The 22,446-nt window shown below is 66.0% G+C and carries 14 protein-coding genes and 1 tRNA gene; 8 read left to right on the top strand and 7 right to left on the bottom strand.

The window, feature by feature from the left end; genetic code table 11:
• Positions 1 to 147: 147 nt before the first annotated feature.
• Entirely contained in the window at positions 148 to 1,314 is a 1,167-nt protein-coding gene (gene pbpG / locus WT24_RS14890; protein ID WP_060034442.1) for a D-alanyl-D-alanine endopeptidase, read from the bottom strand.
• Between the two features lie 654 nt (positions 1,315 to 1,968).
• Here pbpG and WT24_RS14885 point away from each other — a divergent pair.
• Positions 1,969 to 2,535: a phasin family protein gene (locus WT24_RS14885; RefSeq protein ID WP_006481973.1), complete on the top strand. Its 567-nt coding sequence runs from the start codon at positions 1,969 to 1,971 to the stop codon at positions 2,533 to 2,535.
• Positions 2,536 to 2,727: 192 nt separating this feature from the next.
• On the opposite strand, the gene lpdA is transcribed toward WT24_RS14885, so the two are convergent.
• The 3 genes from lpdA to aceE form a co-directional block, all read right to left on the bottom strand.
• Positions 2,728 to 4,494: a dihydrolipoyl dehydrogenase gene (gene lpdA, locus WT24_RS14880; RefSeq protein ID WP_059505748.1), complete on the bottom strand. Its 1,767-nt coding sequence runs from the start codon at positions 4,492 to 4,494 to the stop codon at positions 2,728 to 2,730.
• A gap of 284 nt (positions 4,495 to 4,778) precedes the next feature.
• Positions 4,779 to 6,425, bottom strand: a complete 1,647-nt coding sequence (gene aceF, locus WT24_RS14875; RefSeq protein WP_060034440.1) for a dihydrolipoyllysine-residue acetyltransferase — start codon at positions 6,423 to 6,425, stop codon at positions 4,779 to 4,781.
• Positions 6,426 to 6,493: 68 nt separating this feature from the next.
• Complete coding sequence (aceE, locus tag WT24_RS14870) at positions 6,494 to 9,190, bottom strand: pyruvate dehydrogenase (acetyl-transferring), homodimeric type (RefSeq protein ID WP_059505745.1); 2,697 nt, start codon at positions 9,188 to 9,190, stop codon at positions 6,494 to 6,496.
• Between the two features lie 273 nt (positions 9,191 to 9,463).
• On the opposite strand from aceE, the gene fixL reads away from it, so the two are divergent.
• The 4 genes from fixL to WT24_RS14850 all read left to right on the top strand — a co-directional run bounded on the left by fixL (position 9,464) and on the right by WT24_RS14850 (position 16,024).
• Positions 9,464 to 11,980 carry an oxygen sensor histidine kinase FixL gene (gene fixL, locus WT24_RS14865; RefSeq protein ID WP_059505743.1) on the top strand — a complete coding sequence of 839 codons (2,517 nt, stop codon included), beginning with the start codon at positions 9,464 to 9,466 and terminating at the stop codon, positions 11,978 to 11,980.
• Positions 11,977 to 12,615, top strand: coding sequence for an oxygen response regulator transcription factor FixJ (gene fixJ, locus WT24_RS14860; RefSeq protein WP_006493245.1), 639 nt, complete (start codon positions 11,977 to 11,979; stop codon positions 12,613 to 12,615). The genes fixL and fixJ overlap by 4 nt, the downstream gene beginning before the upstream one ends.
• A gap of 242 nt (positions 12,616 to 12,857) precedes the next feature.
• Positions 12,858 to 13,718, top strand: coding sequence for a bifunctional methylenetetrahydrofolate dehydrogenase/methenyltetrahydrofolate cyclohydrolase FolD (gene folD / locus WT24_RS14855; protein WP_059789077.1), 861 nt, complete (start codon positions 12,858 to 12,860; stop codon positions 13,716 to 13,718).
• A gap of 218 nt (positions 13,719 to 13,936) precedes the next feature.
• A complete protein-coding gene (locus tag WT24_RS14850) occupies positions 13,937 to 16,024 on the top strand; it encodes a M3 family metallopeptidase (protein WP_060034436.1) in 2,088 nt (695 codons plus the stop codon).
• A gap of 58 nt (positions 16,025 to 16,082) precedes the next feature.
• Here the strand turns inward: WT24_RS14850 and dinB are convergent, their stop codons facing one another.
• On the bottom strand, positions 16,083 to 17,243 hold the full coding sequence (gene dinB / locus WT24_RS14845) for a DNA polymerase IV (RefSeq protein WP_060034432.1): 1,161 nt from the start codon (positions 17,241 to 17,243) through the stop codon (positions 16,083 to 16,085).
• A gap of 137 nt (positions 17,244 to 17,380) precedes the next feature.
• Here dinB and WT24_RS14840 point away from each other — a divergent pair, with 137 nt between their 5' ends.
• Together WT24_RS14840 and WT24_RS14835 are read left to right on the top strand one after the other, a co-directional pair.
• Positions 17,381 to 18,073, top strand: coding sequence for an aspartate/glutamate racemase family protein (locus WT24_RS14840; RefSeq protein WP_059505736.1), 693 nt, complete (start codon positions 17,381 to 17,383; stop codon positions 18,071 to 18,073).
• Positions 18,074 to 18,368: 295 nt separating this feature from the next.
• On the top strand, positions 18,369 to 19,172 hold the full coding sequence (locus tag WT24_RS14835) for a DUF3472 domain-containing protein (protein ID WP_060034429.1): 804 nt from the start codon (positions 18,369 to 18,371) through the stop codon (positions 19,170 to 19,172).
• A gap of 96 nt (positions 19,173 to 19,268) precedes the next feature.
• On the opposite strand, the gene WT24_RS14830 is transcribed toward WT24_RS14835, so the two are convergent.
• Positions 19,269 to 19,345, bottom strand: a tRNA-Met gene (locus WT24_RS14830).
• Between the two features lie 183 nt (positions 19,346 to 19,528).
• Here WT24_RS14830 and xth point away from each other — a divergent pair.
• Positions 19,529 to 20,305 (top strand): exodeoxyribonuclease III, encoded by a 777-nt coding sequence (gene xth, locus WT24_RS14825; protein WP_034207767.1) that lies wholly within the window; start codon positions 19,529 to 19,531, stop codon positions 20,303 to 20,305.
• Positions 20,306 to 20,327: 22 nt separating this feature from the next.
• Here the strand turns inward: xth and WT24_RS14820 are convergent, their stop codons facing one another.
• Positions 20,328 to 22,436, bottom strand: a complete 2,109-nt coding sequence (locus WT24_RS14820; RefSeq protein ID WP_060034425.1) for a prolyl oligopeptidase family protein — start codon at positions 22,434 to 22,436, stop codon at positions 20,328 to 20,330.
• Positions 22,437 to 22,446: the final 10 nt, after the last annotated feature.

Below are 22,446 nucleotides of genomic sequence, written 5' to 3'. Positions count from 1 at the left end.
GCGCTTCACTTCATTTGCCGTGATCAGCTTATGGCGGGACTTCCACCCGCAGGAATGCGCCCATGCTGGGCGCACACAAAAAAAGCCCCGCGATTGCGGGGCTTCTTCGTTGCGGCGACCGGTACGGCGGCGAACCGCCGCACACGATCAGGTACCGCCGCTCGGCGTGTTGGCCGCCGTCAGGCGCTCGCCGCCGCCGGCATCGAGCCAGTTGCGCAGGCGCGACGCGTCGGCGAAGCGCGAATACTTGCCGAACGAATCGAGCAGCACCATCACCATCGGCCGGCCGTGGATCGTCGCCTGCATCACGAGGCATTCGCCCGCTTCGTTGATGAAGCCCGTCTTCTGCAGGCCGATATCCCACGAACCGTTGCCGCGGATCAGCGCGTTGGTGCTGTTGTAGACCAGGTTGCGCTTGCCCGTGTACACCTCGTAGGTGCGATCGGTCGAGAACTGGCGGATCATCGGGTACTGGTACGCCGCATTGACCATCTTCACGAGGTCGCGTGCGCTCGACACGTTCGAGCTCGACAGGCCAGTCGAATTCTCGAAGTGCGTATCGGTCATGCCGAGCGACTTCGCCTTCGCGTTCATCGCCGCGATGAACGCCGGACGGCCGCCCGGGTAGTAACGCGACAGCGCGGCAGCCGCGCGGTTTTCCGACGCCATCAGCGCGATGTGCAGCATGTCCTCGCGCGACAGCACCGAGCCGACCGACAGGCGCGAGCCCGTGCCCTTCTCGTAGTCGCGGTCTTCGTCGGTGACTTCGATCTGGTCGGTCATCGGCGCCTTCGAGTCGAGCACGACCATGGCCGTCATCAGCTTCGAGATCGACGCGATCGGCACGACCGCGTGCGAATTCTTGTCGAACAGCGGCTCGCCGGAATTCTGGTCGACGACGTACGCGACGCTCGAGCGCAACGCGAGCGCATCGGGCGTGTCGTGCAGGCCGAATGCCTGGCCGACCGTCGGCCGGCGCGGCTGGAACGCGACCTTGCGCACCGCGCCGCGATGGCCGCCATGCAGGCTATTCGCTGCGAGCGTCACGCGCTTTCGCGACGCTTTCGCGCGCGGCGCATCGGCCTCGGCGACCTTCGCGGATTTGTCGGAGCTCGCCTTGGCCGACTTCTTCTTCGCGGACGAAGCAGGAGCGACGGCTTTTTTCTTGGCGGCTTGGGTCTTCGCAGTGGCGGCGAAGGCGTCGGCAGGCAGGACGGACGCGGTGGTCGCCAGCAACGCGACTGCGACCGACACAGCCGTGCCGAGCGTCATGCTCTGCAACAATCTGCGCGGTGAAAACGATTCGGCTTTCATTGGGGTCTGGACAAAGCGGGCGGGAGGTTTCCGCAAGTGTAGTTAAAGCTGAAAAAAAGAGCAATATTAGGCACTTACCGATCGTCTTTAAACCGGAATGTAAGAGTCGGCCAACCTCCGGCCAATCGACCCTTCCGCTCCCATCGAAAAAAACCATGGGATGCACTGCCCGACAGCGCCCGTCTCCCGATTACCACGCGGTTAATTGAGATAACGTCACTTCGGAGGCGATTTAAAGCGGGGAAACTACGTATCCGGTGCTCGGCGTGCCAAGGGCGCCGGTCTCGACCGTGGCGGCGGCACGTCGCCACGGTACGCGCATCGAAACGGCGCGCTTTTCGACAGGAACAGAAGGATAACGTTCCATGGGCCTGTCAGGTTTACCTGCGCGTGATCATGGTGCGGCGCGCTTGCCCCATCGCCGTGCGCACCATGTGGGAACGCGCCTGAAACCGATTCCGAACGGGCGCGATAACTCGTTGTTTTATCGATAATTTGTCGCGATTGTGCAACGCACAAAAAAGACTTGACATCCGTTTTCTCTGCCCTAAAATAGGCCTCATTGCTGCGTTGCACAAAGCACGCATCGCCGACGTTCCCCAGTGTAGTGCCCTTTATTCTGCGATCGACGCGATCGCTTTTCAGGAGCCTGACATGTCCTTGCTGACCCCCGAGCAAATCGCCGCCGCCCAAAAAGCCAACCTCGAAAGCCTGTTCGGTCTGACGACCAAGGCGTTCGAAGGCGTCGAGAAGCTGATCGAACTCAACCTGCAGGTCGTGAAGTCGACGCTGGCCGAGGGCCAGGAGAACGCACAGCGTCTGCTGTCGGTGAAGGACGCGCAGGAACTGATCGCGCTGCAAGCGAGCCTGTCGCAGCCGGTCGCGGAAAAGGTGCTGTCGTACGGCCGTCACCTGTACGAAATCGCATCGTCGACGCAAGCCGAGTTCGCGAAGGTCGCCGAAGCGCAATTCGAAGAGCAGAACAAGAAGGTCCAGGCACTCGTCGACAACGTCGCGAAGAACGCCCCGGCCGGTTCGGAAACGGCTGTCGCCGCGCTGAAGTCGGCACTGAACGCCGCGAACACCACGTACGAAACGGTTCAGAAGGCCACGAAGCAAGCGGTCGAAATCGCTGAAACGAACTTCAACGCCGCTGCTGCCGTCGCAACGAAGGCTGCCACCGCCGCTGCCGCACGTCGTTCGAGCAAGCCGGCCGCGTAAGCGTCCCCTGCTCCTGAAAGAGCCGCGCCCAGCGCGGCTTTTTCGTTTCCGGCGCAAAAGCGCGCGCGGGTGCAAATGGCTCGCCCCGATCGAGTCTGCCGCGCGCGGCGTAAAAGAAAAACGCCGCCGCCCGGTTTGCCCGGGCAGCGGCGTTTTTTCGTGGCCGGCACCCGGGGCGCCGTGCCGATCGCGTTACTTCTTGCGCTGCGGCGGCAGGTCCGTGCAGACGCCTTCGTACAGTTCGGCGGCCATGCCGACCGATTCGCCGAGCGTCGGATGCGGATGGATCGTCTTGCCGATGTCTTCCGCGTCCGCGCCCATCTCGACGGCGAGGCACACTTCGCTGATCAGGTCGCCCGCATTCAGGCCGACGATGCCGCCGCCGATCACGCGATGGGTTTCCTCGTCGAAGATCAGCTTCGTGAAGCCTTCGTCGCGGCCGTTCGCGATCGCGCGGCCCGAAGCGGCCCACGGGAACACGGCCTTGCCGTACTTGATGCCCTCGGCCTTGCACTGGTCTTCGGTCTTGCCGGCCCACGCCACTTCCGGATCGGTGTAGGCCACCGACGGGATCTGCAGTGCGTCGAAGTACGCCTTTTCGCCGTGCGCGGCTTCCGCGGCGACGTGGCCTTCGTGCACGGCCTTGTGCGCGAGCATCGGCTGGCCGACGATATCGCCGATCGCAAAGATGTGCGGCACGTTCGTGCGCATCTGCTTGTCGACTTCGATGAAGCCGCGATCCGTGACCGCGACGCCGGCCTTGTCGGCACCGATCTTCTTGCCGTTCGGGCTGCGGCCCACCGCGACGAGCACGAGGTCGTAGCGCTGCGCTTCCGCCGGCGCCTTCTCGCCCTCGAACTTCACATAGATGCCGTCTTCCTTCGCTTCCGCGCCGACCGTCTTGGTCTTCAGCATCACGTTGCCGAAGCGCTTCGCGTTGTACTTTTCCCAGACCTTCACGAGATCGCGGTCGGCGCCCATCATCAGGCCGTCCATCATTTCGACGACGTCGATCTCGGCGCCGAGCGTCGAGTACACCGTGGCCATTTCGAGGCCGATGATGCCGCCGCCGATCACGAGCATGCGTTTCGGCAGTTGGCGCAGTTCGAGCGCACCCGTCGAATCGACGACGCGCGGGTCTTCCGGCATGAACGGCAGCTTCACGGCCTGCGAGCCCGCAGCGATGATCGCCTGCTTGAACTTGACGACCTTCTTGCCGTTGTCGCCCTGCACTTCCATGTGGAACGGATCGACGAACGCGCCGACGCCCGTCACCACTTCGACCTTGCGTGCCTTCGCCATGCCGGCGAGACCCGTCGTCAGCTTCTTGACGACGCCGCCCTTGAAGTCGCGCAGCTTGTCGAGATCGACCTGCGGCTTGCCGAACGTGATGCCGTGCGACGCGAGCGCCGCGGCTTCCTCGACGACGAGCGACGTATGCAGCAGCGCCTTCGACGGAATGCAGCCGACGTTCAGGCACACGCCGCCGAGCGTCGAGTAGCGTTCGACCAGCACCGTCTTCATGCCGAGATCGGCAGCGCGGAACGCAGCCGAGTAACCGCCGGGGCCGGCGCCGAGCACGAGCATGTCGCACTCGATGTCGGCGCCGCCGCTGTAGCTGCCGGCTTGCGGCGCGGGTGCCGGAGCGGCTGCGGCCGGCGCCGGTGCAGCCGCCGCGGGCTTCGGCGCTTCGGGCGCTTTCGCGGGTGCGGCTGCGCCTGCCGATGCTTCGACGATGGCGATGACGGTGCCTTGCGAGACTTTCTCGCCGGCCTTGACCTTGACTTCCTTGACGGTGCCGGCGACGTCGCTGGGCACTTCCATGGAGGCTTTATCGGATTCGAGCGTGATGAGCGTTTGCTCTTTTTCGATCACGTCGCCGGGCTTCACGTTGACTTCGATGACATCGACGCCGCTGAAATCGCCGATATCCGGAACCTTGACTTCGATGAGACTCATGACTGTCCCCTTCTTGATTAGCTGCAGAGAGAGAGGGAGGGACTGGCGGAAAGACGGAACCTGACTACATGCGGCCTGACGAGAGAACGCAACGTTGGGCAGGACCGCCTTTGCCGTCCGCCCAAGGACGCGCCTTTCTTTTGGTTACTTTTCTTTGGAAGACAAAGAAAAGTGACCGCCGCCCCGCGCAGGGGCGACGCTAGCAGACCGTTGGCAAAACAGGTTCAACGACAAGGGCGTGAAGAATCGACACAAAACCACGCCCCCGCGAGCCCCTCATCTCATCAAAGAATGATGCGACGGAAATCCCCGAGCAACGCCCCGAGATACGCATTGAACCGCGCGGCTTCGGCGCCGTCGATCACGCGATGGTCATACGACAGCGACAGCGGCAGCATGAGCCGCGGCACGAACTGCTTGCCGTCCCACACCGGCTTCATCTGGCCGCGCGACAACCCGAGGATCGCCACTTCCGGCGCGTTGATGATCGGCGTGAAGTTCGTCCCGCCGATCCCGCCGAGCGACGAGATCGAGAAGCAGCCGCCCTGCATCTGGTCCGGCTTCAGCTTGCCTTCGCGCGCGGCCTTCGACAGGTCGCTCATTTCCTTCGCGATGTCGACGAGGCCCTTCTTGTCCGCATCGCGGATCACCGGCACGACGAGGCCGTTCGGCGTATCGGCCGCGAAACCGATATGGAAGTACTGCTTGAACACGAGGTTGTCGCCGTCGAGGCTCGCGTTGAAGGTCGGGAATTTCTTCAACGCGGCGACGACCGCCTTGATCACGAACGCGAGCATCGTGAATTTCACGCCCGCCTTTTCGTGTTCCTTGTTCAGCTGGACACGCAGCGCTTCGAGCTCGGTGATGTCCGCTTCGTCGTTGTTCGTGACGTGCGGGATCATCACCCAGTTGCGATGCAGGTTCGCGCCTGAGATCTTCTTGATGCGCGACAGCGGCTTCGCCTCGAACGGGCCGAACTTCGAGAAGTCGACCTTCGGCCACGGCAGCAGGTTCAGTTCGCCGCCGCCTGCCGGCGCGGCTGCCGCGGCCGGTGCCGCGCGCTGGCCCGTCATCACGCCCTTCACGAAGCCCGTGACGTCTTCCTTCGTAATGCGGCCCTTCGGACCCGAACCCTGCACGCGCGAAACGTCGACACCGAGTTCACGCGCGAACTTGCGGACCGACGGCGATGCGTGGCTGGCGCGGTATTCGCCCGACGGCGCGGCGGCCGATGCCGCGGCGGCCGGTGCCGCGGCAGCCGGCGCAGCCTTCGCGGGCGCCGGTGCAGCGGCGGGCGCCGGCGCGGCCGCGGCCGGAGCCGGTGCGCTGGCCTGCGGTGCAGCGGCAGCCGGTGCGCCGGCGGCTTCGAGCAGCACGATCAGCGTGCCTTCCGACACCGAATCGCCCACCTTCACCTTGATGTCCTTCACGACACCGGCAGCCGGGCTCGGCACGTCCATCGTCGCCTTGTCCGACTCGAGCGTGACGAGCGACTGTTCCTTCTCGACCGTGTCGCCGACCTTCACGCCGATTTCGATCACCGGCACGTCCTTGTAGTCGCCGATATCCGGCACCTTCACTTCGAGCGTACCGCCGGATGCGGCCGGTGCGGCAGCGGGCGCCGCGGCCGGCGCCGGCGCTGCTGCCGGAGCCGAAGCCGGCGCAGCCGCGCCGTTCGCCTGGGCGGCTGCGCCGCCTTCGAGCAGGACGATCAGCGAGCCTTCCGACACGGAATCTCCGACCTTGACCTTGATTTCCTTCACGACGCCGCCTACCGGGCTCGGCACGTCCATCGTCGCCTTGTCCGACTCGAGCGTGACGAGCGACTGCTCCGGCTCGACCGTATCGCCGACCTTCACGCCGATCTCGATGACCGGCACGTCCTTGTAATCGCCGATATCCGGCACCTTCACTTCGATCGCTTGACTCATCTGTTTCTGTCTCCATGGCCGCGCGCGCTCCTCGCGGGAGCGACGCGCGGCATCACACGGCGTGTGCGTTAAACGGTCATCGGGTTGGGCTTGGACGGATCGAGGTTGTACTTGGCGATCGCGTCCGCGACCACCTTGCGCTCGATCGTGCCTTCGTCGGCCAGCGCGTTGAGCGCGGCGACGGTGACCCAGTGACGGTCGACCTCGAAGAAGTGACGCAGTTTCTCGCGGGTGTCCGAACGGCCGAAGCCGTCGGTGCCCAGCACGACGAAGCGACGATCGATCTGGCCGCGGATCTGGTCGACCAGCGCACGGACGTAGTCGGTCGATGCGATGACCGGGCCCTGCGTATCCTTCAGGCACTTCTGCACGTGCGACAGGCGACGCTCCTCGGTCGGATGGAGCAGGTTCCAGCGCTCGACGTCGTGGCCTTCGCGCGCGAGTTCGGTGAAGCTCGGCACGCTCCACAGGTCGGCGGCGACGCCCCAGTCGTTCTTCAGCAGGTCGGCAGCGGCGATCACTTCGTTGAAGATCGTGCCCGCGCCGAGCAGTTGGACGCGCGGCGCCTTCTTGTCGGCGTCGGCCTTCTTGAACGCGTACATGCCCTTGATGATGTCGGCCGCCACGTGCTCGCCCTGCGGAATCGCCGGGTGCTCGTAGTTCTCGTTCATCACCGTGATGTAGTAGTACACGTCTTCCTGGTCCTGCACCATGCGGCGCAGGCCGTCCTGGATGATCACCGCGAGTTCGTAGCCGAACGTCGGGTCGTAGCTCACGCAGTTCGGCACCGATGCCGCCCACAGCAGCGAGTGACCGTCTTCGTGCTGCAGGCCTTCGCCGTTCAGCGTCGTACGGCCCGCCGTGCCGCCCAGCAGGAAACCGCGCGAACGCATGTCGCCCGCGGCCCAGGCGAGGTCGCCGATCCGCTGGAAGCCGAACATCGAGTAGAAGATGTAGAACGGCACCATGATCTCGCCGTGCGTCGAATACGACGTCGCCGCCGCGATCCAGTCGCACATGCCGCCCGCTTCGTTGATGCCCTCCTGCAGGATCTGGCCGGTCTGCGATTCCTTGTAGAACATCAGCTGGTCGGAATCTTCCGGCACGTACTTCTGCCCTTCCTGGTTCCAGATACCGATCTGGCGGAACAGGCCTTCCATGCCGAACGTACGCGATTCGTCCGGGACGATCGGCACGACGCGCTTGCCGAGCGCCTTGTCCTTCAGCAGGATGTTCAGGATCCGCACGAACGCCATCGTCGTCGAGATCTCGCGGCCTTCGCCCGTGCCCTTCAACAGCGGCTCGAACGCGTCGAGCGCCGGCACCGGCAGCGACGTCGCCTTCTCGCGGCGGTGCGGCAGGTAGCCGCCGAGGTCCATGCGCTTCTGGCGCATGTATTCGAGTTCCTTCGAGCCTTCCTCGAACTTCAGGTACGGCACGTCGGCGATCTGCTCGTCGGTGATCGGCAGGCGGAACTGGTCACGGAACTTCTTCAGTTGCTCGACCGGCAGCTTCTTCTGCTGGTGCGTGATGTTCATCGCCTGGCCCGACTCGCCCATCCCGTAGCCCTTGATGGTCTTCGCGAGGATGACGGTCGGCGCGCCCTTCGTGTTCGTGGCTTCGTGGAACGCCGCGTAGATCTTGTGCGGATCGTGGCCGCCGCGGTTCAGCGCCCAGATGTCGTCGTCCGACCAGTCGGCGACGAGCGCCTTCAGTTCAGGCGTGTTGAAGAAGTGCTCGCGCACGTACGCGCCCGACTCCGACTTGTACGTCTGGTATTCGCCGTCGACGCATTCCATCATCCGGCGCATCAGCGCGCCCGTCTTGTCGCGCGCGAACAGCGCATCCCAGCGGCTGCCCCAGATGACCTTGATCACGTTCCAGCCGGCGCCGCGGAATTCCGATTCGAGTTCCTGGATGATCTTGCCGTTGCCGCGCACCGGGCCGTCGAGACGCTGCAGGTTGCAGTTGATCACGAACACGAGGTTGTCGAGCTTCTCGCGGCTCGCCATGCCGATCGCGCCGAGCGATTCCGGTTCGTCCGTCTCGCCGTCGCCGAGGAACGCCCAGACCTTGCGGCCTTCCGTCTTCGCGATGCCGCGCGACTCCAGGTACTTCATGAAGCGCGCCTGGTAGATCGCCATGATCGGGCCGAGACCCATCGACACGGTCGGGAACTGCCAGAAGTCCGGCATCAGCCACGGGTGCGGATACGACGAAATGCCCTTGCCGTCGACTTCCTGGCGGAAGTTGTCGAGCTGCTCTTCCGACAGGCGGCCGAGCAGGAACGCGCGCGAGTACACGCCCGGCGACGAGTGGCCCTGCACGAACACGAGATCGCCGCCGTGCTGGTCGGACGCCGCGTGCCAGAAGTGGTTGTAGCCGACGTCATAGAGCGTCGCGGCCGACGCGAACGACGCGATGTGGCCGCCGACGTTCGTGTCCTTGCCTGCGCGCAGCACCATCGCCAGCGCGTTCCAGCGCGTGTACGAACGGATGCGGTGCTCGATGTCCTGGTCGCCCGGAATCTTCGCCTGGGCTTCGAGCGGAATCGTGTTGATGTACGGGGTATTGGCGGAGAACGGCAGGTGCTCGCCGTGCATGCGGGCGAATTCGATCTGCTTTTCGATCAGGTAATGCGCACGGCCGGTGCCCACGGAGGAGATCACGCCATCGAGCGACTCGAGCCACTCGACGGTTTCTTGCGGGTCGTCGTCACGTTCGGCGGCGACATATTTCATCACTTCGTTCGGTACAGCGGACATTCTCGTCTCCTGGGTCCTGGAATGTGAGGATCGCTCTCGTGCAGACGACGCGACGCGACCGGCTGCGGGCAAGCTCCGACGGATTGTAATGAGCGCGGACGGGCCTGCGCAACAAAATTTTCGAATTATGAGATCTTTTCTCGTCATGCGAAATATTGCTGCGCTGCACCCATATTTCGGGGCTCCGCGGCCCGTCTCGTCGGAACAAAACCGTTTCCGTTCAACATATCCGGTACAGGTTTTCCATGTATTGCGCTGCGCTACAATCCTGCCATGTTGACCGATCGGCTTTTCGCACGCTCGGCGCGACCGCCGGGCCCGCCGGCGGAGTCGCAGCCGTCCCGTTGGCACCACGGACCGTGGTGGTCCAACTCCTATTTGCTGACGCCGCTGCTGTCGATCCTGGTGTTCCTCGTCGTGATGAGCCTCATCCTGTGGAGCCTCAACCGGCGCGAACAGCAGCAGCAGGAAGACACCCTGTTTCGTAACGTCGCGTGGGCCCAGCAGCAGATCCGCCTGTCGATGACGGGCGCGCAGGAACAGCTGCAGGCGCTGTCGCGCGACCTCGCATCCGGCCGCCTCGACCAGAACGCGTTCCAGATGGCCGTCGCGGACGTGATGCAGACGCATCCGGAAATCCTCTACCTGAACTGGTACACGGCGCCCGGCGTGCAGCGCTGGCCGACCGTGCATCCGCCGCTGCTCGGCCAGCGGCTCGCGAAGCCCGGCGACGCGCAGATGCAGGACGCCGTGCGCGGCGCGTACGACGAGGCGCGCAACACGCGCCGCCAGGCCTATTCGCCGCTGATCTACGACGACTTCGGCAACGGCTTCATCACGTTGCAGACACCGGTGATGCGCGGCGACCGCGAATATCTCGGCTCGATCGCCGCGGTGTTCTCGGTCGAGGGCATCCTGAAGCACGACATCCCGCAGGAACTGTCGTCGAAGTACAAGATCTCGATCACCGACTCGAACAACCGCGAACTGTCGTCCACGTCGACGCGCCCGCGCCTGCCGCGCGACTCGCACTACGATCTCCCGCTCGATCCGCCCGGCCAGGGGCTGACGGTGCGTGTGTACGCGTTCCCGCAGCTCACGAACCTGACCAACAACACGCTCGTGTGGCTGGTCGCCGGCCTGTCGTGCTTCGTGCTATGGAGCCTCTGGAGCCTGTGGAAGCACACGCGCCAGCGCTTCGAGGCGCAGCAGGCGCTGTACGCGGAAGCATTCTTCCGCCGCGCGATGGAGAACTCGGTGCTGATCGGCATGCGCGTGCTCGACATGCACGGCCGCATCACGCACGTGAACCCCGCGTTCTGCCGGATGACGGGCTGGGACGAAACCGATCTCGTCGGCAAGGTTGCGCCGTTCCCGTACTGGCCGCGCGACGCCTACCCGGAAATGCAGCGCCAACTCGACATGACGCTGCGCGGCAAGGCGCCGAGTTCGGGCTTCGAGCTGCGCGTGCGCCGCAAGAACGGCACGCTGTTCCATGCGCGCCTGTACGTATCGCCGCTGATCGACAGTTCGGGCCGCCAGACCGGCTGGATGTCGTCGATGACCGACATCACCGAGCCGAAGCGTGCGCGAGAAGAGCTGGCGGCCGCGCACGAACGCTTCACGACGGTGCTCGAAAGCCTCGACGCCGCGGTGTCGGTGCTCGCCGCCGACGAAGCCGAGCTGCTGTTTGCGAACCGCTACTACCGCCACCTGTTCGGCATTCGCCCGGACGGCCACCTCGAATTGTCCGGCGGCGGCTTCGACCGCGCGCAGGCGTCGTCCGACTCGATCGACATGGTCGACGCGTTCGCGGGCCTGCCGGCCGCCGCGCTGACCAGCAGCACGGCCGATGCGCAGGAGGTGTACGTCGAGAGCATCCAGAAGTGGTTCGAAGTGCGTCGCCAGTACATCCAGTGGGTGGACGGCCACCTCGCGCAGATGCAGATCGCGACCGACATCACGACCCGCAAGAAGGCGCAGGAACTCGCGCACCAGCAGGAAGAAAAGCTGCAGTTCACGAGCCGATTGATGACGATGGGTGAAATGGCGTCGTCCATTGCTCATGAATTGAATCAGCCGCTCGCCGCGATCAACAACTACTGCTCGGGCACGCTCGCGCTCGTGAAGAGTGGCCGCGGCACGCCCGAGACGCTGCAGCCCGCGCTGGAAAAGACCGCGCAGCAGGCGCTGCGCGCGGGGATGATCGTCAAGCGGATCCGCGAATTCGTGAAGCGCAGCGAGCCGAAGCGCCAGCCGGCGCGGGTCGCGGACATCGTCGCCGACGCGGTCGGACTCGCCGAAATCGAGGCCAGAAAGCGCAGGATCCGGATCGTCACGGAAATCCTCGCAAGAATGCCTATTATTTATGTCGACCCCGTGCTGATCGAACAGGTGCTGATGAACCTGATGAAGAACGCAGCCGAGGCGATGGCCGACGTGAAGCCGGCGTCGGCGGACGGCGTGATCCGCGTCGTCGCCGACATCGATGCGGGCTTCGTCGACATCCGCGTGATCGACCAGGGCCCGGGCGTCGACGAAGCGACGGCCGAGCGCCTGTTCGAACCGTTTTACAGCACCAAGTCCGATGGCATGGGCATGGGGCTGAACATCTGCCGTTCGATCATCGAATCGCATCGGGGGCGTCTGTGGGTGGTCAACAACGTCGAGCCGGACGGCCGCATTTCCGGCGCGACGTTCCACTGCAGCCTGCCCATTGGGGAACCCGCTGATCTCGGCCAAGGGGGGCGCGAGGCATCGGCATCACATACCGTTACGGGAGAACTATGAATAGCCCTGTCACCACCACTCAGGAAACCGTCTTTGTCGTCGACGACGACGAGGCCGTACGGGACTCGCTGCGCTGGCTGCTGGAGGCGAACGGCTATCGCGTTCAATGCTTCTCGAGCGCCGAGCAGTTCCTCGATGCGTACCAGCCGGCGCAGCAGGCCGGCCAGATCGCGTGCCTGATCCTCGACGTGCGGATGTCGGGCATGAGCGGCCTCGAATTGCAGGAACGCCTGATCGCCGACAACGCCGCGCTGCCGATCATCTTCGTCACCGGTCACGGCGACGTGCCGATGGCCGTGTCGACGATGAAAAAGGGCGCGATGGACTTTATCGAGAAACCGTTCGACGAAGCCGAGCTGCGCAAGCTCGTCGAGCGGATGCTCGACAAGGCCCGAAGCGAAAGCAAGAGCGTCCAGGAGCAGCGTGCCGCGAGCGAACGCCTGTCGAAGCTGACCGCGCGCGAGCAGCAGGTGCTCGAGCGGATCATCGCGGGCCGCCTGAACAAGCAGATCGCCGACGACCTCGGCATCAGCATCAAGACGGTCGAGGCGCACCGCGCGAACATCATGGAAAAGCTCAACGTCAACACGGTGGCCGACCTGCTGCGCCTCGCGCTGTCGAAGAAACAGGCCTGAGCGCGTTCCCCGGCCGCGGCGGCGCCGCCCGCCCGGCCCGCAACCGGTGTTTGCCACCCCGCGCGATGCGGCCCACTCGCGCGGCGGCGGCCGTTCCTCCCGGCGCATGCGCGCCGCGGCCATGACGCTTCCCGTTGATTCGCTGTCGGACGGCAGCAGGCGAACGGTATAATTACATGCTTTGCTACGGCGCTTCGGGCGCCGTACGCCCGCATTCCAACTTCCCGGCAGAACCCACCACCATGACAGCCCTCCTCATCGACGGCAACGCCCTTTCGAAGACCCTGCGCGCTCAGGCCGCCGAACGCGCCGCCGCGCTGACCGCCCGCGGCCACCAGCCCGGTCTCGCGGTGATCCTCGTCGGCGCCAACCCGGCGAGCGAAGTCTACGTGCGCAACAAGATCAAGGCATGCGAGGACAACGGTTTCTTCTCGCTGAAGGATGCGTACCCGGCCACGCTGTCGGAAGCCGACCTGCTCGCGCGCATCGACGAGCTGAACCGCGACCCGAAGATCCACGGCATCCTGGTCCAGCTGCCGCTGCCCGCGCATATCGACAGCCACAAGGTGATCGAGGCGATCGCGCCGGAAAAGGACGTCGACGGCTTTCACGTCGCGAACGCCGGTGCGCTGATGACCGGCAAGCCGCTGTTCCGCCCGTGCACGCCGTACGGCGTGATGAAGATGTTCGAAGCGCACGGCATTGCGCTGCAAGGCGCGAATGCGGTCGTGATCGGCCGCTCGAACATCGTCGGCAAGCCGATGGCGATGATGCTGCTCGACGCCGGCGCGACCGTGACGATCTGCCACAGCAAGACGCGCGACCTCGCCGCGCATACGCGCCAGGCCGACATCGTGGTCGCCGCGGTCGGCAAGCGCAACATCCTGACCGCCGACATGGTGAAGCCGGGCGCGACGGTGATCGACGTCGGCATGAACCGCGACGACGCGGGCAAGCTGTGCGGCGACGTCGATTTCGCGGGCGTGAAGGAAGTCGCCGGCTACATCACGCCGGTGCCGGGCGGCGTCGGCCCGATGACCATCACGATGCTGTTGATCAACACGCTCGAATCCGCCGAACGCGCCGCTGCCGCCGCAGCCTGACGCTCCACTCGCCCAGCCGGCGCGCGATTCCGTGCGCCGGCGCCTCGCCAGCCGGCATGCCCGACGCCGCGCATCCGACCCTGCGTCAATCGCGTCGTTAGAAACTAACGATTGGAAAGCGCACGATGCGCCCCAATAATGTCGGTATCGGGCGCGCTCGCGCCCAGCCGCCGTTACCCTTTTCATCCCGGTTCATCCGGCAACAGACAGGGAGTCTTATGTCCGCCAGCGCCAATACCAATCCGCTCCTCGACTTCTCCGGCCTGCCCCGTTTCGGCGAGATCCGCCCGGAGCACGTGACGCCCGCGCTCGACACGCTGCTCGACGCCGCCAGCCGCGCGGTCGAAGCGGCGAGCGCGAGCGAGACGCCGTCGACCTGGGCCGCCGTCGTCGAGACGGTCGAGCAGGCCACGGAGCCGCTCGGCCGCGCATGGGGCATCGTCGGCCACCTGAACGCGGTCGCCGACACGCCCGAACTGCGGGCTGCCTACGGTGAAAACCTGCCGCGCGTGACCGAGTTCTGGTCGAGCGTCGGCCAGAATCTCGCGCTGTACGAAAAGTACAAGGCGATCGCCGCGAGCGCCGAGTACGCGACGCTGTCCGCCGAGCGCAAGAAGATCCTCGACAATGCGCTGCGCGACTTCCGACTGTCGGGCGCCGAGCTGCCCGAGGACCAGAAGCCCCGCTTCGCGGAACTGCAGGAACAGCAGGCCGCGCTGTCGAAGGCATTCTCCGATCACGTGCTCGACGCGACCAACGCGTACGCATACTTCGCGAAGGACGAAGCCGAGCTGGCCGGCCTGCCCGGCGACGCAATCGAGGCCGCCCGCGAAGCCGCGCAGAAGGACGGCAAGGAAGGCTGGAAATTCACGCTGCATTTCCCGTCGTATTTCCCGGTGCTGCAGTACGCCGACGATCGCGCGCTGCGCGAGACGCTCTACCGCGCCTATGCGACCCGCGCGTCGGAACTCGGGCCGCAGTACGGCGACGGCAAGGCCGAATGGGACAACACGGCGATCGTCGCCGACGCGCTGAAGCTGCGCCGCGAAGAGGCGCAGCTGCTCGGCTATCGCAACTTCGCCGAAGTCTCGCTCGCGCCGAAGATGGCCGAATCGCCGCAGCAGGTGATCGCGTTCCTCGAGGATCTCGCGACGCGCGCACGCCCGCACGCGGAGAAAGACTGGGACGAGCTGCGCACGTTCGCCGCGAAGGAACTCGGCCTCGCCGAACTCGCGCCTTGGGACGTCGCGTACGCGGCCGAAAAGCTCCGCCAGCAGCGCTATGCATTCTCGGAAAACGAGGTCAAGCAGTACTTCCCGGAACCGGCCGCGCTGAAGGGCCTGTTCACCGTCACCGAAACGCTGTTCGGCGTACGGATCAAGCCGGACGACGCGCCGGTATGGCACAAGGACGTGCGCTTCTTCCGCGTCGAGAATCGCGACGGCTCGCTCGTCGCGCAGTTCTATCTCGACCTGTACGCGCGCGAAGGCAAGCGCGGCGGCGCGTGGATGGACGACGCCCGTTCGCGCGCGAAGCGCGGCAGCGACGTGCAGACGCCCGTCGCGTACCTGACCTGCAACTTCTCGGCGCCGGTCGGCGGCAAGCCCGCGTGCTTCACGCACGACGAAGTCATCACGCTGTTCCATGAATTCGGCCACGGGCTGCACCACATGCTCACGCGCGTCGACGAACTCGGCGTGTCGGGCATCAACGGCGTCGAGTGGGATGCGGTCGAATTGCCGTCGCAGTTCATGGAGAATTTCTGCTGGGAATGGGACGTGCTATCGTCGATGTCGTCGCACGTCGATACGGGCGCCGCGCTGCCGCGCGAGCTGTTCGACAAGATGATCGCCGCGAAGAACTTCCAGAGCGGGCTCGGCACGCTGCGCCAGATCGTGTTCTCGATGTTCGACATGCTGCTGCACGTCGACTTCGATCCGGCCGGCGCGACCGGCGTGACCGCGTTCGCGCGCGAGATCAACGAGCGCTACCACGTGATCCCGCAGGCCGCGTTCTCGCGCTGGCCCAACACGTTCAGCCACATCTTCGCGGGCGGCTACGCGGCCGGCTACTACAGCTACAAGTGGGCCGAAGTGCTGTCGGCCGATGCGTACGCGGCGTTCGAGGAAGCGGCCGCCGCCAGCGGCAGCGTGCTCGACGCGGCAACCGGCACGCGCTATCGCCGCGAAATCCTCGAGGTCGGCGGCAGCCGTCCTGCGATGGAGTCGTTCAAGGCGTTCCGCGGCCGCGAGCCGCAGATCGACGCGCTGCTGCGCCACAACGGGATGGCCGCGCCCGCGCACTGAGCGCGCCGCCCGGCCGCGCCGGCAGCATCGACAGGCACCGCTTCGGCGGTGCCTTTTTTCATTGCGTGGGCGAGGTGTCGTCGAACAGCAGGAATTGCCCGTGGCGCTCGGCCGTGTCCTCGTCGATACGCACGCCGACGCCGAGCAGCCGCACCGGCTGCGCGCGCCGCAACAACCCCTTCGCGAGCAGCGTGACGGCCGTCTCGGCATTCGTCGCGTCGGCCACGCACTCGACCGTCGTGCGCTGGAAATCGGCGAAGCGAATCTTCACGTACAGCTTGCGGATCGAGCGCGCGGCGCCCGCGCGCTCGATCCGTGCGTCGAGTTGCACGACGAGGCGGCGGATTTCGTCCGCGCATTGCTCGAGCGTCGTCAGGTCGGTCACGTAGGTCGTCTCGACGCTGACCGACTTGCGCTCCTGATCGGCCTGCACGGGGCGCTCGTCGATCCCGCGCGACAGTTCGTACAGCCGCCGCCCGAACGCGCCGAACTCGCGGTGCAGGTCGATCAACGGCCAGTCGCGCAACTGCGCGCAAGTCTGGATGCCGAGCCGGTCGAGCCGCGTGGCCGTCACCTTGCCGACGCCGTGCAGCTTGCGCACCGGCAGCGCCGCGACGAACGCGTCGATCTCGTGCGGCCGCACGACGAACAGCCCGTCGGGCTTGTTCCAGTCGGATGCGATCTTCGCAATGAACTTGTTCGGCGCGACGCCCGCCGATACGGTCACGCCGACCGTGTCGCGCACGCGCTCGCGGATCTCGCGCGCAATCAGCGTCGCACTGCCCTGGCAACGTTCCGACCCGCTGACGTCGAGGTACGCCTCGTCGAGCGACAGCGGCTCGACGTCCGGCGTGTAGTCGCGATAGATCGCCATGATCTGCCGCGATGCCGCACGGTACTTGTCCATCGCGGACGGCAGGATCAGCAGGTCCGGGCACTTGCGCATCGCCAGTGCCGACGACATCGCCGAATGCACGCCGTAGCGCCGCGCCTCGTAGTTGCAGGTCGCGATCACGCCGCGCTGGTCGGGCCGGCCGCCGACCGCGAGCGGCCGGTTGCGCAGCGACGGGTCGTCGCGCATCTCGACCGACGCGTAGAAGCAGTCGCAATCGCAGTGAATGATCTTGCGCGCGCGCGGCAGCGTGTCGCCCGGCGGCGCGTGCGGATCGGCTGGCGAAATGATGGTCGGGTTCACGGTGCCGATACTGTACAAAAACACAGTGCCGGTTTCAACTGCTGCGTACGTCCACGGCCGGCAGCGCCGTACCGGCCCGATTTGCGCGGATCGTACCGGCCGGGCTCCGGCAGCGGCGCCTATACTCGTCTGCCGCGACACACGAAACGCAAAGGTGACGGATGAAGACGATCGGACTGATCGGCGGCATGAGCTGGGAATCGTCGGCCGAGTACTACCGGATGATCAACCGGCACTCGAAGGCATTGCACGGCGGGCATCACAACGCGAAAAGCGTGCTGGTCACGGTCGACTTCGCCGAAATCGAAGCGCTGCAGCGCACGCACGACTGGGCCGCGCTCGGCGAACGAATGGCCGATGCCGCGCGGCAGCTCGAAGCGGCCGGTGCCGATCTCGTCGTCCTCACGACCAATACGATGCATCGCGTGCACGACGCGATCGAAGCCGCGGTGAAGCTGCCGTTCCTGCACATCGCCGATCCGACCGGTGCCGCGCTGCGCGACGCGGGCGTCGAGCGCGTCGCCCTGCTCGGCACGCGCTACACGATGGAGTTGCCGTTCTACGCGGAGCGGCTGCGCGGGAAGTTCGGGCTCGACGTGCTGGTGCCGGACGAACGCGGGCGCGACGACGTGCACCGGATCATCTACGACGAGCTGTGCCACGGCGTCGTCGCGGCGCCATCGCGCGCGACGTATGTGTCGATCATCGACGGACTGGCCACGCGCGGCGCACAGGCCGTGATCCTCGGCTGCACGGAAATCACGCTGCTGATCGGCGCGGACGATTCGCCGCTGCCGGTATTCGATACGACCGCGCTGCATGCGAAGGCGGCCGTCGAGTGGGCGGCGCGCTGAACGACGCGCGCCGTCGCGTATCGACATCGCCGCCGGGTGGCATCGCCGCATTGTTCCGCGCGCCGGGATTCACTCTCCCGGGGCGCACGTCGCAGCCCGCCCGACTCCGTGCTCTCGCCCATCCCCCGGGCCCGGCAGGGGCGCCCCGCAAACCACGCGACGCGGTTCACGCGGGCGCGCCGACACAACGGGTTATTCATTGGTAATAAAGTGACCGCAAATTGGTACGCGAGCAGCGGCGCCGCAATCGACGCTGCTCGTCGCGGTCTCTTTTCCACCAACGGGAAACAGGAACATGAACAGACTCAGCACCGTGTTCGGCGCACTGCTCGCCGTGTCGGCCACGCTCAACGCGCACGCCGACCCCAACATCACCGCATCGGCGGCCACCACGCCCAGTGACGGCTTCGATCGCATGACGTGGAACCTCACGCCCGAAGTCGTGCCGACCCAGGTCAACGCGAGTTACTACTGGGCCAACCAGTTATCGTCGCAACATGGCGGGCACGCGATCTACACCGGCATCCAGCCACGCACCCTCAGCACCAACGTGGTGATCTTCAGCGCGTTCGGCACCGGCACGGCGCCGCTGTCGGCGAATTGCCGAGGCGGCGCCGACGGCGGCTCCGGAACGTCGTGCTCGATCGCGTATCCGTGGAAAACGGGCCACGCCTATCGGCTGCAGATCACCGTGACGCAGGCCAATCGCAGCGACGGGCGCTCGACCGTCGACGGTTTCATCACGGACGTCGCAACCGGCGCCACGACGCCGACCGGCAGCATCGCGGTGCCCGCCGACTGGGGCGGCCTGTCGAATTCGGCTTACCTGTTCGACGAGTACTTTCCGTTCAACGCCGCGCCGAAGGACCCGCTGCAGCGGCCATGCGTGCCGTATGCGCGCTACATGACGTCGCTGCCGCATTTCTATCTGAAGGATGTGGACTATCCGACGACCGAGCGGTCGATGCGGCTGAATACGGGCCAGGACAAGTGCGCGGTGCTGTCGGGCACGCCGAACGCAAGAGCCACGCTGGTCAACACGACGACCTATCTGATCGAGAACGGCTTCCTGCCCGGGAGCCCGGGCGCGCCGAAATAACGAGCGGGCGCGGAAAACAAAAAACCCGGCACGGAGCCGGGTTCTTGTCGACGAAGTGCGCATCGGTCAATTGCGCTGCACATCGTCTGGTGTGCTTGGTTGCGGGGACAGGATTTGAACCTGTGACCTTCGGGTTATGAGCCCGACGAGCTGCCAGACTGCTCCACCCCGCGTCAGAGAAATAAATTATAGGGTGAGGAAGTACTCACGTCAATACTTTTGTCACAATTTCTGCATCCATTGCCCGGGCGCCGATGCGGGACACGTACGCGACGTTGCATGACGCGCGCGTTCGCACCCCATGCTCGCGGTAAGATGGCGGCCTTCGCATTCACGCCGCACACACCCTCCCGTTCATGAAAATCGCCACCTGGAACGTCAATTCGCTCAATGTCCGCAAACAGCATGTGCTCGACTGGCTCGCGCAAAGCGGAGCCGACGTGCTGTGCCTGCAGGAACTGAAGCTGCCGGACGAGAAATTCCCGCGCGCCGATCTCGAGGCAGCCGGCTACCGTAGCTGGTTCACGGGCCAGAAGACCTACAACGGCGTCGCGATCCTCGTGCGCGACACGCTCGCCGTCGACGAATCGGACGTCGTGCGCAACATCCCGGGCTTCGACGATCCGCAGCAGCGCGTGATCGCCGCGACGGTCGACGGCGTGCGCATCGTGTCCGCCTACTTCCCGAACGGCCAGGCGCTCGACTCCGACAAGTTCGTCTACAAGATGCAGTGGCTCGACGCGCTGCAGGCGTGGCTGCGCACCGAGCTGCAGCGCTACCCGAAGCTCGCGCTGCTCGGCGACTACAACATCGCACCGGAAGACCGCGACGTGCACGATCCCGCGAAATGGGAAGGCCAGAACCTCGTGTCGCCGCAGGAGCGCGCACACTTCGCGCAGCTGATCGAACTCGGCTTCGTCGATGCGTTCCGCCGCTTCGAGCAACCCGAGAAAACCTTCACGTGGTGGGACTACCGGATGATGGCGTTCCGCCGCAACGCGGGGCTGCGCATCGACCACATCCTGCTGTCGCCGGCGCTCGCGGCAACCTGCGCATCGTGCGAAGTCGATCGCACGCCGCGCACGTGGGAACAGCCGTCCGATCACACGCCCGTCGTCGCGATCGTCGGCTGATCGCGCAAGCGCCCTCGCGCGATCAGCGCCGCGCGGGCGCCGGCCCGAGATGGGCCCACAGGAAGCCGAATTCGGCTGCGTCGGCTTCCGCGCGCTCGAGATCGTCGGCGCTGCCGTGGCCGCCGTCGGTGTTCTCCCAGTACCACACCCGCTCGTGACCGAGCGCCTGCATACGCGCGGCCATCTTGCGCGCATGCGCGGGATGCACGCGATCGTCGCGGGTCGACGTCGTCAGCAACAACGGCGGATACACGACGCCTTCGCGCACGCGGTGATACGGCGAATACGCGGCCAGCGCCGCGCCTTCGCGCGGATCGTCGGGGTCGCCGTATTCGTCGAGCCAGGCGGCGCCCGCGTGCAGCTTCGGATAGCGCTGCATGTCGAGCAGCGGTACGCGGCACAGCACCGCGCCGAACAGCTCGGGCCGCTGCATCATGCACGCGGCGACCAGCAGCCCGCCGTTGCTGCCACCCTCGATCCCGAGTTGCGCGGCGGTCGTCACGCCGGTCGCGGCCAGATCCTCGGCGACCGCGATGAAATCGTCGAACGAACGCTGCCGGTGTTCGCGCTGCGCGTCGACGTGCCAGCGCGGCCCGAATTCGCCGCCGCCGCGAATGTGCGCGAACGCCATCACGCCGCCGCGTTCGAGCCAGCCGATGCCGAACGCATCGCTGTAGCCCGGCAGATTCGGGATCGCAAAGCCACCATAGCCGGACAGCAGGCACGGCCGCGCGACGCGCGCCCCGCCTTCCGGCACGTCAAGCGCATCGCGCGGCCCGATCAGCGTGTACGGCACCACCGTGCCGTCGCGCGAACGCGCGCTCGCGCGGCGTACGACGAGCCCGGCCGCGTCGAACTGCACCGGCGGCCGGTCGAGCAGCACGCGGCGCGACGGCGCATCGTCAGCGCGATCGGCAAGATCGGCCAGCCAGCATTCGGGCGGATCGAGATACGTGTCGACATCGACGTACACCTCGTCGTTCAGCGTCGATTCGACGGGCTCGATATCGATCTGCGCATCGCCCGGCCAGTCGAACGGCCGCGCATCCCACGTCCACGCACCGTCGTCGGCCTGCCGCGGCTGCCACAGCATCGTGCAGTTGTGCACGTCGTCGAGCCAGCTCGCGATCAGCGTCGTGCGCGTGTGCGTCCACGTACAGGCGGACGTCGTCGGCCGCGGCGAGAACAGCGTCGTGAATTCGCGCGCGCCGGCGAGGAACGCCTGCTCGCGGATCGCGAGCAGCGAGCCGCCCGCGTGGCGCACGCCGTCGCAATCCCAGTCGAGGCGCGGCTCCAGCACGAGCCAGCCTTCCCAGAACCCGACCTCGACGTGCGTCGGCACGTCGTAGCGCACCCATTCGCCGGCGTCGGTCAGCCGGTATGCGTGCGCGTCGAAGAAATCGACGCTGCGCCACGCGACGTGACGGCGGTCGATCGGGTCGTACCATGCGCCCGCACTGATGTCGTCCGGCTCGCCGCGGAACACGACGGGCGCGTCGGCGAGCGGCGTGCCGCGCACCCAGCGCCGCACTTCATACGGATAACCGGCCGCGGTCGCATGTGCTTCGCCGCGATCCCAGCTCACGTAGACGGTGTCGCGATCGATCCAGCCGACCGTGTGATGGCCCGGCGCGTCGATCGTGAAGCCGCCGTCGACGAAACGGCGCTCGACGAGGTCGAATTCGCGCACGACGACCGCGTCGGCGCCGCCCGGCGACAGCGACAGCAGCACGCGATCGCCGTCCGGATACAGGATCGCCTCCTGCTCGAACACCCACGACTCGCCCTCTTCGGCGCCGAGCGCGTCGACGTCGAGCAGCGTTTCCCAGGCCGGCTGGCCGGCCCGCCAGTCGGCCCAGCGCGTGCGGCGCCACAGTCCCTTCGGATGGAGATCGTCCTGCCACAGGTCGTACGCCCAGTCGCGCCAGCGGGTCGGAATCACCGGGCGTTCGCGCGGCAGATACGCTTTCGCGAGACGCGCGGTCAGCGCCCGATACGCATCGTCGTCGCGCAGCGCGGCGTGCGTGCGCGCATTCTGCTCGTCGACCCACGTGCGAGCGCGCTTGCTGTCGAGCGCTTCGAGGAAACGGAACGGGTCGGCCCCGGCGGGCCAGCGGAAGGAATCGGACATGGTGGATCGG

It is taken from the genome of Burkholderia sp. MSMB1078WGS (genome assembly GCF_001528895.1).
Classification (GTDB): domain Bacteria; phylum Pseudomonadota; class Gammaproteobacteria; order Burkholderiales; family Burkholderiaceae; genus Burkholderia.
This window is presented reverse-complemented; position numbering and strand designations above follow the sequence as displayed.